The sequence below is a fragment of the Klebsiella grimontii genome (assembly GCF_900200035.1).
GTDB classification, from domain to species: Bacteria; Pseudomonadota; Gammaproteobacteria; order Enterobacterales; family Enterobacteriaceae; genus Klebsiella; species Klebsiella grimontii.
The window spans coordinates 65,637-80,333 of the sequence record NZ_FZTC01000053.1; the positions used below are offsets into that span (position 1 = coordinate 65,637).

A 14,697-nucleotide genomic window follows, 5' to 3' on the forward strand; every position below is an offset into this window, starting at 1 on the left:
GTAGAGCAAGACAACGCTTCTCTCAATCTATCTGATCCCCTAGAATCGGAACCCTGACCCTGAATGAAGAACAGAGAATGACGCCTGAAACCCGCACTTCCGGCCGCGTGAACCCGGCGCGAATCCTGGTCATCAAGCTGCGCCATCATGGCGATATGCTATTGATAACCCCGCTTATTCACGCGCTAAAACAGCAATATCCCGCCGCCAGCGTGGATGTGCTGCTTTATGAAGAAACCCGGGATATGCTCGCAGCGAATACCGATATCACCCACATTTACGGCATTGACCGGCGCTGGAAAAAACAGGGCGCCGGCCATCAGCTAAAGATGGAGTGGCGTCTGATTCGCACGCTCCGCCAGCAGCGCTACGATATGGTGCTCAATCTTGCCGATCAGTGGCCCAGCGCGATCATCACCAAACTGACCGGCGCGGCCACCCGCATCGGTTTTGACTTCCCGAAACGTCGTCATCCGGCCTGGCGTTTTTGCCATACCGCCCTCGCCTCAACCGAGCAGCATAACCAGCAGCATACCGTGCAGCAGAACCTGTCGATTCTGGCGCCGCTTGGGCTGGCTATTGATGACGCGCCGGCGAAGATGGGCTACAGCGATCAGGACTGGCGCGCCAGCCGCGCGCTGCTGCCGGAAGAATTTCAGGATAACTATATCGTCATTCAGCCGACCTCCCGCTGGTTCTTTAAGTGCTGGCGCGAAGCGCGGATGAGCGCCCTGATTAACGCGCTTTCTGACGCAGGCTACCCGGTCGTGCTGACCTCCGGCCCTGACGCCAGAGAGAAGCAGATGATCGACACCATTATGGCGGGCTGCCCCGATGCTCGCCTGCACTCCCTCGCCGGGCTGCTCACCCTGCGCCAGCTGGCCTCCGTCATCGATCATGCCCGTCTATTTATCGGCGTCGACTCGGTGCCAATGCACATGGCTGCCGCGCTGGGTACGCCGCTGGTCGCGCTTTTCGGCCCCTCCAAGCTCACCTTCTGGCGTCCCTGGCAGGCGCAGGGCGAGGTTATCTGGGCAGGCGATTTCGGCGCTATTCCCGACCCTGATGATATCGATACCGGCACGGACGAACGTTATCTCGATTTAATTCCCACCGACGCGGTTATCGCGGCGGCGAAAAAGGTACTGGCATGAGTAAATTCAGGCTGGCTCTGGTACGCCAGAAGTATCGCCCGGACGGCGGCGCGGAACGCTTTGTCTCCCGCGCGCTGGAAGCCCTCGACGACAGCGATCTTGAACTGAACGTCATCACTCGCGAGTGGCAGGGGCCGGTGAAGCCCGAGTGGAACATCCACATCTGCAATCCGCGCAAGTGGGGGCGGATCAGCCGCGAGCGTGGGTTTGCCGACGCCGCCCGCCAGCTTTGGCAGCGCGAATCATTTGACCTGGTGCAAAGCCATGAGCGCATCCCCGGCTGCGACCTGTACCGTGCCGGAGATGGCGTACACCGCCGCTGGCTGCAGCAGCGCTCGCGCATTTTGCCCGGCTGGAAAAGCCGCCTGCTGTTTGCCGACCGCTACCATCGCTATGTGATGCAGGCCGAGCGCGAAATGTACCAGGACTCGCACCTGCGCGGCGTTATCTGCAACGCGGAGATGATTAAACGCGAGATTATTGAAGACTTCGGCCTGCCGGCGGAAAAAATCCACGTCATCTATAACGCCATCGATAACCAGCGTTTTCTGCCGCCGACGGAAGAAGCCTTCGTCGCGCTGCGCGCCAAATGGAATCTGCCGATCCAGGCGACCTGCCTGATTTACGTCGGCTCCGGCTTTGAGCGCAAAGGGCTGGATGCGGCGATCCGCGCCATCGCCCCGACCAATCGCTACCTGCTGGTGGTGGGCAAAGATAAAGAGCAGGCTCGTTACCAGCAGTTGGCGAAAACGCTGAACTGCGAGGAACGGGTGCGCTTTTTCGGTATGCAGTCGGAAACCCTGCCGTTCTACCAGATGGCCGATGGCCTGCTGCTGCCGACGCTGTACGATCCGTTCCCCAACGTCATTCTCGAAGCGATGGCCTGCGGCCTGCCGGTGATTACGACTACCGGCTGCGGCGGCGCGGAGTTTATCGTTCAGGGCAGCAACGGCTACGTTTGCGATGCGCTGGATATCCCGGCCCTGCAGGAGTCGGTTAACGCCCTGCCCGCTCGGGCTTTGGGTTCTGCAGAAGGCCAGCGCGCCCGCGAGCGGATCATGACCTGCACCAGCGAACGGCTCTCGGCGCAGCTGCTCTCCCTCTATCAGGATTTGGTGAAATAACGATGCGCATACTGTTTGTTATCGACGGCCTGCCCGGCGGCGGCGCGGAAAAAGTGGTACTGACGCTGGCGGAGCATTTTCTTAGCCAGGGCGAACAGGTGTCGCTTTTTTCCCTGCGCGACATCTGCGAGTATCCGCTACCGGCGGGGCTGGATTATCAGGTCATCGCCGACCGCTGCCGCAAACCCTGGCGCAAACTCACCGAGCTATCCCGGCGCGCGCGCCAGCTTGATACGGCAATCGAGAAAGCAGAACAGCAGGGCCGTTTCGAACTGGTGCTATCGAATCTGCATAAAACCGACCGCATCGTCTCCCGCAGCCGCCTGCTGAACGGGCGCAACGTCTGGTTCTGCCTGCACGGCGTGTTCTCGACTTCCTATCTCGGACACCGCAGCGGTTTTGACCGCTGGATGAAAAAGCAGAAGATCGGGCGCGTTTATCAGGGACGCAACGTCGTCACCGTCTCCGATGCGGTCGGTCAAGACCTGGTTGAGCAGTTCGCCATTCGCCCCGCCCAGCTGAAAACGATTTATAACCCGTTTGATATCGCCGCCCTGCGCGCCGCGGCTGAAGAACCCAGCCAGCGCCCCGACGGCGACTATATTATCCACGTCGGCCGCTTTCACCCCGGCAAACGTCACGACCGCCTGATTGAGGCCTATGCGCAAAGCGGCATCGACGCGCCACTGGTGCTGCTGGGGCAGGGCAAACCGGAACAAGAACAGCGCCTGCGCCAGCTGGCGCAGCAGCTACAGGTTGCCGATCGCGTCCTGTTTAAAGGCTTCCAGAAAAACCCGCTGCCGTGGATTAAAGGCGCGCGGATGCTGGTCCTGAGCTCCGATAGCGAAGGCTTTGGCAACGTGGTGGTGGAGGCGCTGCTGCTGGATACGCCGGTCGCCAGCACCCGCTGCCCGGGCGGCGTGACCGAGATCCTTACCGGCGAGCTGTCGCGCGGCCTGGCGGATCTCAACAGCCCGGCGCTGGCTCAGACGATGCAAAGCATTTACCATAGCCCGCCGGCCATCGACGCAGCGGCGCTGGAGAAGTTCAGCGTGGCATCGATTTGTCAGCAGTATCGTCAGCTGCGCAGCGCCTGACGCCGTTATTTAACCAGGATCAATGAGTTATGAGTCAAACGCCTTTACTAAGCATCGTAGCCGCCGTCTATAACGGCGAAAAATTCCTTGCGCAATTCTTTGAGTGCCTTGAGCAACAGCAGCTGGAAAGCTATGAACTGATCCTGGTGAACGACGGGTCGACGGACGGCAGCCTTGCGGTTATCGACCAGTGGAAAGAGCGCCTGCAAAACGTGATCGTGCTGGAGCAGGAAAACCAGGGCGTGTCGGTGGCGCGCAATACCGGCCTCGCCGCGGCGACCGGTAAGTACCTGACCTTCCCGGATATCGACGATAAGCTTTACCCGGGCATGTACCGTACGCTTCTGGAAATGGCGGAAAAGGGCAATCTTGACGTCGCCACCTGCAACGGCCGCTACGTCTACGAGACGAAAAAAGATATCCATCCCATTTTCCCGCTGGACCGGCTGCAGTCGACCGGCGTTTTGCCCGGCCACGTCTGGTTAAAGCAGGCGCTGGATTCTCGTAAGTTCCTGCACGTCACCTGGCTGAATATCTATCGCCGGGAATTTATCGCGAGCCACCGCTTCCATTTTGAGCCTGGCCTGCGTCATCAGGATATCCCCTGGACCACCGAAGTGCTGCTGGCGGCAGAACGCGTGCAGTACACCAGCGAGCAGTTCTACGATTACTATATTCACTCGGAATCGGTGTCGCATAAACCGGACAACGACGACACGCTGATGCGTTCAGCGCGCCACTACATGAAGATTCTGGAGATGCTGGACGCCATCAACCAGCGCTACCCGGATAAGGTTCGCGATATTTCCGCCTGCCGCTGGCAGATCGCCAAAGAGGGGCTGGGAATTATTCATACCTTCGATAGCATGAAAGATGAGTCAAAAAAGCATATTATCATTAAAGAGTTTTTCGACCGCGGCATCTGGCGCCTGATCTGGAAAAACGCCCGTACGTTCCGTCTACGCTGGCGTCTTGGACGCCGCTATCTGCGCATCAAGCGCTATCGCGACGCGGCTTAATACTGAATCCCTTAGTTTCCGCCAAAGAGATAGCTTTACGCGGGTTAAATGCTTAGAATTTGCCCGCAAAAACATAAATACGGATAAATCGCTTGGAATTGCTTTATACCGCCCTACTTTACCTCATTCAGCCGCTGGTGTGGCTGCGACTGCTGTTACGCAGCCGTAAGGCCCCTGCCTATCGTAAACGCTGGAAGGAACGTTATGGCTTCTGCCAGAACAAGGTAGAACCGGGTGGCATCCTGCTGCATTCCGTTTCCGTTGGCGAAACCCTGGCGGCTATCCCGCTGGTGCGCGCGCTACGCCACCGTTACCCCTATCTGCCGATCACCGTCACCACCATGACGCCAACCGGGTCTGAGCGCGCCATGTCCGCTTTTGGCAAAGACGTGCATCACGTCTATCTGCCTTACGATCTGCCCGGCGCGATGAATCGCTTCTTCAATACCGTTCAGCCAAAGCTGGTTATCGTGATGGAAACCGAGCTGTGGCCGAACATGGTCGCCACACTGCACAAGCGTAAAATCCCACTGGTGATCGCTAACGCTCGTCTGTCCGAACGTTCGGCGAAAGGCTATGCCAAACTGGGTAAATTTATGCGTCGGCTGCTGAGCCGCATTACGCTTATCGCCGCGCAGAACGAAGAAGACGCTAACCGCTTTATCGCCCTTGGCCTGAAACGCAATCAGCTGGCGGTCACCGGCAGCCTGAAGTTTGATATTTCGGTCACCCCCGAGCTGGCGGCTCGCGCCATCACCCTACGCCGCCAGTGGGCGCCGCACCGCCAGGTGTGGATTGCCACCAGCACCCACGACGGCGAAGAACAAATTATTCTTCAGGCGCATAAAAAGCTGCTCGAGCGTTTCCCCAACCTGCTGCTGATCCTCGTCCCTCGCCACCCGGAGCGCTTCGGCGACGCCCGCGAGATGGTGCAGAAAGCGGGAATGAGCTACACCCTGCGCAGTACCGGCGAAATCCCGTCGAACAGTACCCAGGTGGTGATTGGCGATACCATGGGCGAGCTGATGCTGCTGTACGGTATTGCCGACCTCGCGTTTGTCGGCGGCAGCCTGGTGGAACGCGGCGGTCATAACCCGCTGGAGCCCGCCGCTCACGCGATTCCGGTATTGATGGGCCCGCACACCTTCAACTTCAAAGATATTTGCGCCAAGCTGCAGCAGGACGACGGTCTGATTACCGTGACCGACGCCGATTCGCTGGTGACGCAGGTTTCCAACCTGCTGACCGATGAAGATTACCGTCTGTGGTACGGCCGTCACGCGGTGGAAGTCCTGCACCAAAACCAGGGCGCCCTCTCCCGTCTGCTACAGTTACTACAACCCTACCTGCCGCAGCGGAGCCACTGATGTCGCCTCGCCTCTCGGTCGTGATGATCGCCAAAAATGCGGCGGATCTGCTGCCTGATTGTCTGGCCTCGGTAAGCTGGGCCGATGAGATAGTACTGCTGGATTCCGGCAGCAGCGATAACACCGTTGAACTCGCCCGCAGCCTGGGTATTCAGGTACATATCAACCGCGACTGGCAGGGCTACGGCATTCAGCGTCAGCGCGCCCAGGACTACGCCACCGGCGACTATGTGCTGATGATCGATACCGACGAGCGCGTTACCCCGGAGCTTGCGCAGTCCATCCGCAGCGTGCTGGCCGCGCCGAAAGCCGGGGCAATATACAGCATCGCCCGCCGCAACTATTTTCTTGGCCGCTTTATGCGCCACAGCGGCTGGTACCCCGACCGCGTGATGCGCCTGTACGAACGCGACCGTTACCGCTATAACGATAATCTGGTTCACGAATCTCTCGACGGCCAGGGCGCGCAGGTTATCGAACTCGCGGGCGATCTGCTGCATCTGACCTGCCGCGATTTTTTCGGCTTTCAGCAAAAGCAGCTGGCTTACGCCGCCGCCTGGGCGCAGGAGCGCCATCAAAGAGGGAAGAAGACCTCGCTGGCCGCTATCTTCGGCCATACGCTGGGCGCCTTTGTTAAAACGCTGCTGCTGCGCGGCGGCGTGCTGGATGGAAAGCAAGGTTGGCTGCTGGCGGTAGTCAACGCGCAATACACGTTTAATAAATACACCGAGCTGTGGGCCCTGAGCCGCGGCTACTCGGAGAAAGTATCATTATGAGCACAAAAGCGATCTATCCGGGAACCTTCGACCCTATCACCAACGGCCATATTGATATCGTCACCCGCGCGGCCAGCATGTTCGATAAAGTGCTGCTGGCTATCGCCGCCAGCCCGAGCAAAAAGCCGATGTTCACCCTCGACGAGCGCATCGCGCTGGCCACCCAGGCAACGGCGCATCTGGTTAACGTTGAGGTTATCGGCTTCAGCGATTTAATGGCTAATTTCGCCCGCGCGCAGCAGGCCAATATTTTGATTCGCGGCCTGCGGGCGGTGGCGGATTTTGAATATGAGATGCAGCTGGCGCATATGAACCGTCATCTGATGCCGACGCTGGAGAGCGTGTTTCTGATGCCGTGCAAAGAGTGGTCGTTTATCTCCTCTTCGCTAGTAAAAGAAGTGGCGCGCCACCAGGGCGACGTCTCTCACTTCCTGCCCGCTAACGTTCACCAGGCGCTGCTGAAGAAGCTGTAATCCTGCGCCTTCGGGGCTCTTCCCGGAGGCGATGCTGCGCATCTGTCCGGGCTACCGGACCAAGCGCAGCGCGAGACGGGATCAACGCAACCATCGCACCTTACTTCTGGCACTGGCGGCAATAAAACGTCGCCCGCTGTGCATGCTTGCTGCCGATAACCGGCGTCCCGCAAATGCGGCAGGGTTCACCTTTGCGACCATAAACCTGCAGCTCCTGGGCAAAATAGCCTGGTTTGCCGTCGCTTTGCAGGAAATCCTTCAGCGTCGTCCCGCCCTGTTCGATGGAGCGCAGCAGGACCAGCTTAATCACTTTCACCAGCTGCTCGCACTCCTCTCGCGACAGAGAAGAGGCCAGCCTGTCGGGATGAATACCCGCCGAAAACAGCGATTCGCTGGCGTAGATATTGCCCACCCCAACCACCAGCTTGTTATCCATCAGCCAGGGCTTAATCGCGGTTTTCTTCTTCGCGCACTTCTGCTGGAGATAATCAGCGTTGAACTCATCGCTCAGCGGCTCCGGCCCCAGATGCGCCAGCGCCGGATGGCCCTCCAGCTCTTTGGTCCACAGCCAGGCGCCAAAGCGGCGCGGATCGGTATAGCGCAGGACCTTGCCGTTACTCATCACCAGGTCTACGTGATCGTGCTTCTCTGCGGGCAGCTCTTCGCTGAGGATACGCAGGCTGCCGGACATGCCGAGGTGGACGATAATCCAGCCGTCAGGCAGCTCCAGCAGCAGGTATTTGGCACGGCGGCGCACGCTGAGCACCGGAACGTCGCTCAGGCGATAGATCTCTTCGGAAACCGGCCAGCGCAGGCGTCCGTTGCGCACCACGGCGTGCAGGATGGTGGCGCCAACCAGGTGCGGTTCAATCCCGCGGCGGCTGGTTTCTACTTCAGGTAATTCAGGCATATTTTTCTCATATTAAAACAGCAGGCGCCGCTATTTTACCTCGTTCAGGAGGCCGCGACGCGACTAGTGCTGAAAATTCACGCCGATGGTTATCTGCCTGCCATCGGGCTGCGGTTTGAACTTCCAGCGCCAGAGCATATCGACCGCCCGCGCATCGTACTGTTCCACTTCGCTGCTTTTGCTCACCAGCACCAGCGTCGGCGCGCCGTTTTTATCAATATCAACGGTAAGCTCAGTCCGTTTATCGCCCTGCATCTGCGGCGCCTTCCACTCAACGCCGAAGAAAGACGCGTTCAACACCGCATTCTTGTCGATATCAACCGTCATACTCACCGGCGGGTCAAAGGGAACGAGCGTTTCATGGCGGTCCAGCTTTTTGCTCGCCGGCAAGATTTCCCCGGCTTTTGCGGTCTCTTCACCTTTCGCTCTTTCCCCGAGGATATCAGCATAATCCGCGTACACTTTTGCCGAAAGAATCGCATTACGCTCGCCCATGCCAACCCGCATCAGTAGCTTAGTTTTGATATTCGCTATTTTCTGCTCGGTATCCTCGGCGAGTGGCTGTAGCAACAGGGAGTAGATCATTGCGCCGATGTACAGTTCAGGATCGCGCTCGGCCCACAGGCTGCCCCACCCCATCCACACCTGCGGATCCTCCGGAGCCAGCGCCAGCAGTTGCGCCCACGTCGCCCGTTTCTCGTCAAAGGAAACATAGCTCTTTCTCAGCGCCAAATCCTTCAATAACGGCGCATAGTAGGGATGCGTTTCGACCAGCGCTTCCATCGCCTCGGTCATTTCGGTAAAACCTTCTATTCTGCCTTTGGTCGTTTTTTCTCGTTTTTTGAAGTAGATAAGCTGTAAATTGCGCGCCTCTTCCGCGCTCAGTTTCTTCTGCGGAAAAAGCGCTTTCATCCGGGTGAATTGAGCGGCCATCTCTTGCGCGGCGGCTTCCATTCCAGGTTTATTATGCCGGGCCGCCAGCCGTGAGATACGCATCGCCCGTGATTCCATTTCCCGATAGTGTTCATTCGGAGACAGGCGATCGCTGATAAAGGTCACCGGCATCAGCAGGCGCTTTCCCTGCCGATTAGAGTGAAAACGCCACTGCGGCGCGTAGTGGAGCGCCGCTTTATCAAACTCGGGAACGCCGCTGCTGCACTCAACCACCACGTTTAACAGCTCGCCGCTGGCGTCTGTATCCAGCGAGAGTACCGTCGTCGCCGACTTGATATATTTATTTATCGCCGGGTAGAGCATCGGCGGCACCGTCTCTTTGCCGATCCCATATCTTTCTGGCTCAATGCTGACGTGCCCCGGAAAGTGCTCGTTAACTGTGCTGATGCCACGCACGGGGCCTTCTTTAAACACGATCGATTTCGATAAAGGCAGCACCTTGCTACCTTCGCCTTTTTCCGTTGCATACCGGTCCAATGGCAAATCACAGGAGCGCGTCTGCATTCTGGCCTGCAGAATATGTAGGATTTGCCGGTCGTCAGACGGCATTTGCGCGATATACGCCGCTAACCGCTGCTGTAGCGCAGGCTGGCGCGAGCTATCCTTCAGGCCCTCCGCCATCAATAATCCGCTCGTAATGCTTTGCGTAAGCGCCTGAAACTGCGAATTTCGCACCCGCTCATTATCGCGGGACTGGATCAGCGCTAACGCCCAACCCAGCCAGGCGTCAGAGTTTTCCGGCGCAATGGCGATTGCCTGCCGAAAGGCTCTTTCCGCCCGCGATTTGTCCGCATCCGTTGTCAGCGTCAGGATAGCCGCGGCCAGCGTCAGATCGCCACGGTCCGGCATCCAGCTGAGATAATCCGTTATTTTGGGTAATGCTTTCGCTTCTTGTTCGCGATAGCCCAGTGCCTGCTGCCAGAGCGCATCCGCGGCGGCGGCATCTTTTTCACTCCAGCCAAGCGGCAGCTCCGCTAATGGCTTTTTCTGCGCGATAAATTGCTCGACAATCTTGTGCTGATTAAACGGTTCCCCACGCAGGATTATCTGAATAAAACGGGCATGACGGTCATAGAGAAAATCCGCCCAGGCGGGCGATGCCAGCTGATTCATACTCTGCCAGCGCCGCTGGTTTTGCTCGCCAATTGGGACATTGAATAAGGTGATACCGATAACAAAAACAATCTGCGCCACGGCAGCAATCAGATAGCCTTTATTGCGCCGGGTAATCGCCACCCACATCAGGGCGGAAAAGTAGAGAGTTCCCCCTAGCCACAGGCCGTAGAGCAATAAACGCTGGGGAGCATTCAGCGCCGCCGGTAAAAGCGAAAGCTTATCCACCAACATAAAGGGTGCAGACCAGAGAAAGAGCACCATATTCGGCGCGACAAAAAGCGCAATCAAAGACAAGATGACCAGCAGGTGTTTTAACTTCGGCGTAATCATTTATGGCTTACTCCGAAGAATCGCCAGCAGCCCCATCACGGCTATCCAGACAAAAATCAGGATTAACGCCGCATTATCGTACCAGGCATGCCAGGGACCGCTCAGTTGGGTAAAATTACGCGCTAATATGGCCATCACCAGCGTGCTAATCACAGCCAGCGCGCCATGCCAAACAAATGCAGGAACTTTGCTGCGCATATTGCGCCACAGCAGCGTTAACGGCCCCGGCCCAGTTGGCTGACGAGGTACCGCAGCGGCTGGCGCCACGCGAGGCTGCCGCTTTGCGGGCGCAGGCTTTGGACTAACGGTTTGTGTCCGCTTATGCTGCTTCGCCTGTTTTACGCCCTCAACAACCTGTTTTTCACGTGCGCAGACCAGGCACGGCATCCCGGCGAAATGCTGGTGTTTCTTACTACAGAGAACAATTTTTTGCGTACTGCGTAGCGCATAAGGACGCAGGATCTTCGCCCATTCATCGGCGGAAGGACGTTGGGCAGGCGAATCGCTAAAGGCGCGATCGAATAGCTTGCGTAGCCCAGCGGGCAGCAGGTGATGGGTACTGGCCGGTACCGGAGAGATATTCTTTGCGGCATTGATGCCGTAGGCGTAGCAACCGGCGGCGATGCGACCGGGTAAATCATCAGGCACTTTTGCCGCCTGCGCGCGGCCGCTATAGGGATGAATGCCGTGGTTGAGCAACTGGAAAATAATCACCGCCAGCGAGAAGCGGTCCTGAGCCTCTTCCTGTTCGCCCGGCACCTGGCCAATGCGCTGGAACTCAGGCGCCAGGTAATCCGGCGTGAACTGCCCGGCCGGGAAACGCTCGCCCTCGCCCTGGATGCTAAAGCCATCGCAGTCAAGCAGCGCGATGTACAGGCTGTCGCGATAAAAACGCAGGTTGACCGGCTTCATGTCGATAACCCGGTGCTGGCGCGCGTGTAACGCCGAGACCAGGGTGGCGAGGTTGCAGGCCAGGCTCACTTTGGCGCCAATCCCCTCCGGCAGATTCTGCGCCTTCGCCTGCCGCGACTGCAAAATATACTCCAGCTCAATAGTGCGCCGGGTATCGAGCACCGGCATAACAAAGCCAATAACCCGCTTGCGCTCGTCGAAGAGCAAATAGTCAGGCCACGCCAGTTGGACGATCGCTTCACCGTCAGCAGGCGCGGGGATTTCCGGGCGCTGCGCAAGCATGGCGCTAAGCTTGCGCTGGTAATAGCCGGTATCGATATTGGGATGATAGATTTTCGCGACGCGGGAAGGGTCATCCGCCAGAAAATAGACGCTGCCAGCGCCGCCGCTCTTAATCAGTTTTCCCAGGCGTACCGCGCGACGTTGCTCGTTATAACACCCAGGGGCTTTTTTATGCTTCATTACGCAGAGCTACCAGAAGCGTCTTATCATCGCCGGTTATCGCCCAGGTGCGCGGGTCGTCAAGCGTGGCGCGTATCGCCTCACTCCCTTCAACCTCAGAGACCTGCAGCAAATAACGCAAAACAGGGTCCATAAAGGGGGAGAATAGCGCATCGCCGCGCTGGTTTAGCGCAAACGGCTGCACGCCGTCGGACATCATCACCAGTTGCGTGGCTCTGCCAGCAAACTGACGGATGCGTAAATGTTCGCGCCAGTCGTGGCTGGTGAGAAACCAGGTCTGGTTGGCGTATTCACCGTTTTCAGGTAACGAGAAGTGCTGCTCAGCGTCGATGCTCAACTCCGCGACGCCATCACCGATATGCAGCACCACTGAGGCGGTTTCCCCGAGCCATGCGGCCACAACGGTACAGGCAAAATCGCCTGCGGAAAGCCCTCGCTCCTGCGCCGCCAGCAGAACGACCTCACGCACGCTCGCTATCAGCGTCGCCAGCTGCTGTTCATCAGGCGCGGCGGTGAATTTCGCCAGCCGTTCGGCCAGCTCTCGGGCGACTAAAACCGCACCCTGTTCGCTATAAGCGGCTGAGCCTGCGCCGTCGCATACGGCGGCGACCAGACGATCGCCCAAATTGCGGTAGCAAAAGGCATCCTGACAAGGAAGGTTATTTTGTCGGTGGCTGCTGCCAATGACCGACGAAGCGTAAACGCGCCAGTTCATCGCGTCAGACCGAAATTTCTGACCAGCTATCCGTCGGCGGCAGCTGTGCTCTACCGCCAGGGGTAGACTGCGAAACTACCTGCATGCTGGCGCTCAGCCAGAGGAACAGCTCGCGGAACTGCAAACCTTTTAGCTGCTTCACGCCGTTTATACCGCTACGGCTGAAGTGACCCATCGATTCGGAAGCCTCGCTACCCACGCTAATCGGGAATACGGCAACCTTATTCGCCGCCTGCGCCTCGCGGCACTCCTGGGCCGCCGTCTGCCAGTTATCCGTTGGCGCGCCGTCCGACATCAAAAACAGCCATGGCCGGGTATAGGGTACGCCAGCTGCTTTCAGGCGCTGCTTTTCAGCTTCAATTTCACTTAACGCCATGCTGACGGCCTGCCCGGTAGGCGTTAAGCCGTTGGCTTCAAGAACAGGTGCGGTGAAATCCATCGCATCGCACCAGTCGCCGTACAGCTGACACTCGTCGTAACCGCCATATTTAATCACCAGCAGGCGAACGCGTTTGGCGGCTATCACATCATGCTTGAGTTCTTCTTCCAGCAGCTTGAGCCCCTGATTTAGCTGGGCGATTGGCTGGCCGTCCATGCTGCCTGAGCAGTCAAGGACTAAAATCAAAGGCGTACGCTGTTCACTATTATCGATAAATGAAACATCCGGAATTAAAGACGTCATAACAATCCCTGTCGGTGGTTTTCTGTACCGGCAGGATAAACACCCCATGCTGGTAAGACAAGAAAAACCAATTCATTCATATGGTTAATGATTATCAATAAAAAAGAAGAGCGGGATATATTTCGGAGGCAGGATGAGTGTAAAGCGAAAACAAAAAACCCCGCCGGGGCGGGGTTTTTCTGTACAAGGAGTCTAAAATTATTTGATTTTAGCTTCTTTGTATAAAACGTGCTGACGGACAACTGGATCGAACTTTTTCAGTTCCAGTTTTTCCGGCTTAGTACGCTTGTTCTTCGTGGTGGTATAGAAGTGACCAGTACCAGCAGAAGAAACCAGCTTGATTTTCTCACGAATACCTTTAGCCATGATTTATTTCCTCTAAGTACTTAGTACTTTTCGCCACGGGCACGCAGTTCGGACAGAACTGTATCGATGCCTTTCTTATCAATAACACGCATACCTTTAGCAGATACGCGCAGGGTGACAAAACGCTTCTCGCTCTCAACCCAGAAACGGTGAGAGTGCAGGTTCGGCAGGAAACGGCGTTTAGTCGCGTTCAGTGCGTGGGAACGGTTGTTACCGGTCACCGGACGCTTGCCAGTAACTTGGCAGACTCGGGACATGTCTATTCTCCAAAAATCAAATTAGCTCGAGCTTCGTATGGGGTATTGGCGCCTCGTCAGGCTTTACAGCCCGGTCATCGCAGTTCTAAGCGAACTCTCGATTGCCAGGCCCAAATGCCAAACCCGAGATTCTCAAAGGTGGCGTAGTATACGCTGACTCGGCGATGTGCTCAAGTCCCGAACAGACAAAGATCCCGATGGATCGCGCGATCGGGGCTAAATCCAGCCGCGTTCAGCGAAAGATACGTACGCTCCGCGGCCAATGACAAGGTGATCCAGCACACGTATATCCATGAATCGACAACATTTTATCACTCTTTCGGTAATCAGCCTGTCGGCCTTGCTCGGCTCAGGACTACCGGATGGATGATTATGTGCCAGGATCACCGCGGCGGCGTTCACTTTGATGGCTTCGCGTACGATTTCTCGCGGATGCACCTCAACGTGGCTAAGAGTACCAGAAAAAAGTCGGCTATGTTTCAATACCCGATTCTGATTGTCTAAAAAGATCACCATGAAGATCTCGCGCTCTTCGTCGGCCAGCTGGCTTTGCAGAAATTCTCGCGTCATCGATGGGGTAACCAGCGAGGGTTCTTCGGTCATTCGCAGACTAAAATAGCGTCGCGCCAGTTCAGCGATCCCTTTTAGCTGCGCATATTTCGCCAGGCCAATGCCTTCCACCTCGGCAAACTGCGACTCCTCCGCCGATAACAGGCCGTACAGCGAGCCAAAACGCTGCAGCAACTCGCGCGAAAACGTCATCACATCCTGCGTGCGGGTACCGGTACGTAAAAATAGCGCCAACAGTTCAATATCCGACAAAACTTCGATACCGTAGCGCTGCATCTTTTCCCTCGGCATCAGGGATTCTTGTATTTCCATCGCGGCCTCTCCTTCCTACTCCGCGCTATCCTGGCACAGCCTTTTTGCGCCGCCGATACGCAAGTTTTATCCCTGCGTGGCGCCTCGCAAAGTGAATCTCT

Annotated in this window: 15 protein-coding genes; 7 read left to right on the top strand and 8 right to left on the bottom strand. The window is 57.2% G+C overall.

Annotated elements, in window-relative coordinates; translation table 11 throughout:
- Positions 1–77: 77 nt before the first annotated feature.
- From rfaQ to coaD, 7 genes are all read left to right on the top strand, one after another.
- Complete coding sequence (gene rfaQ / locus KOSB73_RS29860) at positions 78–1,154, top strand: putative lipopolysaccharide heptosyltransferase III (RefSeq protein ID WP_004137731.1); 1,077 nt, start codon at positions 78–80, stop codon at positions 1,152–1,154.
- Positions 1,151–2,278 (top strand): glycosyltransferase family 4 protein, encoded by a 1,128-nt coding sequence (locus KOSB73_RS29865; protein WP_098141428.1) that lies wholly within the window; start codon positions 1,151–1,153, stop codon positions 2,276–2,278. The genes rfaQ and KOSB73_RS29865 overlap by 4 nt, the downstream gene beginning before the upstream one ends.
- 2 nt (positions 2,279–2,280) lie before the next feature.
- Complete coding sequence (locus KOSB73_RS29870; RefSeq protein WP_004137727.1) at positions 2,281–3,375, top strand: glycosyltransferase; 1,095 nt, start codon at positions 2,281–2,283, stop codon at positions 3,373–3,375.
- Between the two features lie 29 nt (positions 3,376–3,404).
- Positions 3,405–4,394, top strand: coding sequence for a glycosyltransferase (locus KOSB73_RS29875; RefSeq protein WP_004137725.1), 990 nt, complete (start codon positions 3,405–3,407; stop codon positions 4,392–4,394).
- Positions 4,395–4,486: 92 nt separating this feature from the next.
- Positions 4,487–5,761 (top strand): lipid IV(A) 3-deoxy-D-manno-octulosonic acid transferase, encoded by a 1,275-nt coding sequence (gene waaA / locus KOSB73_RS29880; RefSeq protein WP_024359715.1) that lies wholly within the window; start codon positions 4,487–4,489, stop codon positions 5,759–5,761.
- On the top strand, positions 5,761–6,537 hold the full coding sequence (locus tag KOSB73_RS29885) for a glycosyltransferase family 2 protein (protein ID WP_098141430.1): 777 nt from the start codon (positions 5,761–5,763) through the stop codon (positions 6,535–6,537). The genes waaA and KOSB73_RS29885 overlap by 1 nt, the downstream gene beginning before the upstream one ends.
- Entirely contained in the window at positions 6,534–7,010 is a 477-nt protein-coding gene (gene coaD / locus KOSB73_RS29890) for a pantetheine-phosphate adenylyltransferase (protein ID WP_004106901.1), read from the top strand. The genes KOSB73_RS29885 and coaD overlap by 4 nt, the downstream gene beginning before the upstream one ends.
- Before the next feature lie 100 nt (positions 7,011–7,110).
- Here coaD and mutM read toward each other — a convergent pair whose 3' ends face one another.
- The 8 genes from mutM to radC all read right to left on the bottom strand — a co-directional run bounded on the left by mutM (position 7,111) and on the right by radC (position 14,596).
- Positions 7,111–7,920, bottom strand: coding sequence for a bifunctional DNA-formamidopyrimidine glycosylase/DNA-(apurinic or apyrimidinic site) lyase (mutM, locus tag KOSB73_RS29895; protein WP_004137720.1), 810 nt, complete (start codon positions 7,918–7,920; stop codon positions 7,111–7,113).
- Between the two features lie 63 nt (positions 7,921–7,983).
- Entirely contained in the window at positions 7,984–10,320 is a 2,337-nt protein-coding gene (locus KOSB73_RS29900; protein ID WP_049086961.1) for a TonB family protein, read from the bottom strand.
- The gene (locus KOSB73_RS29905) at positions 10,321–11,694 is read right to left on the bottom strand and encodes a hypothetical protein (protein WP_004137717.1); all 1,374 of its coding nucleotides are present in this window, start codon (positions 11,692–11,694) and stop codon (positions 10,321–10,323) included.
- Entirely contained in the window at positions 11,684–12,409 is a 726-nt protein-coding gene (locus KOSB73_RS29910) for a PP2C family serine/threonine-protein phosphatase (RefSeq protein WP_098141432.1), read from the bottom strand. Before KOSB73_RS29910 ends, KOSB73_RS29905 begins: the two co-directional genes overlap by 11 nt.
- Positions 12,410–12,413: 4 nt before the next feature.
- Entirely contained in the window at positions 12,414–13,091 is a 678-nt protein-coding gene (locus KOSB73_RS29915; RefSeq protein ID WP_049131051.1) for a vWA domain-containing protein, read from the bottom strand.
- A gap of 198 nt (positions 13,092–13,289) precedes the next feature.
- Positions 13,290–13,457, bottom strand: coding sequence for a 50S ribosomal protein L33 (gene rpmG / locus KOSB73_RS29920; protein ID WP_003024094.1), 168 nt, complete (start codon positions 13,455–13,457; stop codon positions 13,290–13,292).
- A gap of 20 nt (positions 13,458–13,477) precedes the next feature.
- Positions 13,478–13,714, bottom strand: a complete 237-nt coding sequence (gene rpmB / locus KOSB73_RS29925; protein ID WP_002436699.1) for a 50S ribosomal protein L28 — start codon at positions 13,712–13,714, stop codon at positions 13,478–13,480.
- Between the two features lie 216 nt (positions 13,715–13,930).
- Complete coding sequence (gene radC, locus KOSB73_RS29930) at positions 13,931–14,596, bottom strand: RadC family protein (RefSeq protein ID WP_004126657.1); 666 nt, start codon at positions 14,594–14,596, stop codon at positions 13,931–13,933.
- Positions 14,597–14,697: the final 101 nt, after the last annotated feature.

Coding starts and splice junctions, on each gene's coding strand:
- KOSB73_RS29870 (WP_004137727.1), top strand. CDS start 2,281: ATGCGCATACTGTTTGTTATCGACGGCCTGCCCGGCGGCGGCGCGGAA.
- KOSB73_RS29915 (WP_049131051.1), bottom strand. CDS start 13,091: ATGACGTCTTTAATTCCGGATGTTTCATTTATCGATAATAGTGAACAG.
- rpmB (WP_002436699.1), bottom strand. CDS start 13,714: ATGTCCCGAGTCTGCCAAGTTACTGGCAAGCGTCCGGTGACCGGTAAC.
- rpmG (WP_003024094.1), bottom strand. CDS start 13,457: ATGGCTAAAGGTATTCGTGAGAAAATCAAGCTGGTTTCTTCTGCTGGT.
- KOSB73_RS29910 (WP_098141432.1), bottom strand. CDS start 12,409: ATGAACTGGCGCGTTTACGCTTCGTCGGTCATTGGCAGCAGCCACCGA.
- mutM (WP_004137720.1), bottom strand. CDS start 7,920: ATGCCTGAATTACCTGAAGTAGAAACCAGCCGCCGCGGGATTGAACCG.
- KOSB73_RS29885 (WP_098141430.1), top strand. CDS start 5,761: ATGTCGCCTCGCCTCTCGGTCGTGATGATCGCCAAAAATGCGGCGGAT.
- KOSB73_RS29875 (WP_004137725.1), top strand. CDS start 3,405: ATGAGTCAAACGCCTTTACTAAGCATCGTAGCCGCCGTCTATAACGGC.
- rfaQ (WP_004137731.1), top strand. CDS start 78: ATGACGCCTGAAACCCGCACTTCCGGCCGCGTGAACCCGGCGCGAATC.
- radC (WP_004126657.1), bottom strand. CDS start 14,596: ATGGAAATACAAGAATCCCTGATGCCGAGGGAAAAGATGCAGCGCTAC.
- KOSB73_RS29905 (WP_004137717.1), bottom strand. CDS start 11,694: ATGAAGCATAAAAAAGCCCCTGGGTGTTATAACGAGCAACGTCGCGCG.
- KOSB73_RS29865 (WP_098141428.1), top strand. CDS start 1,151: ATGAGTAAATTCAGGCTGGCTCTGGTACGCCAGAAGTATCGCCCGGAC.
- KOSB73_RS29900 (WP_049086961.1), bottom strand. CDS start 10,320: ATGATTACGCCGAAGTTAAAACACCTGCTGGTCATCTTGTCTTTGATT.
- coaD (WP_004106901.1), top strand. CDS start 6,534: ATGAGCACAAAAGCGATCTATCCGGGAACCTTCGACCCTATCACCAAC.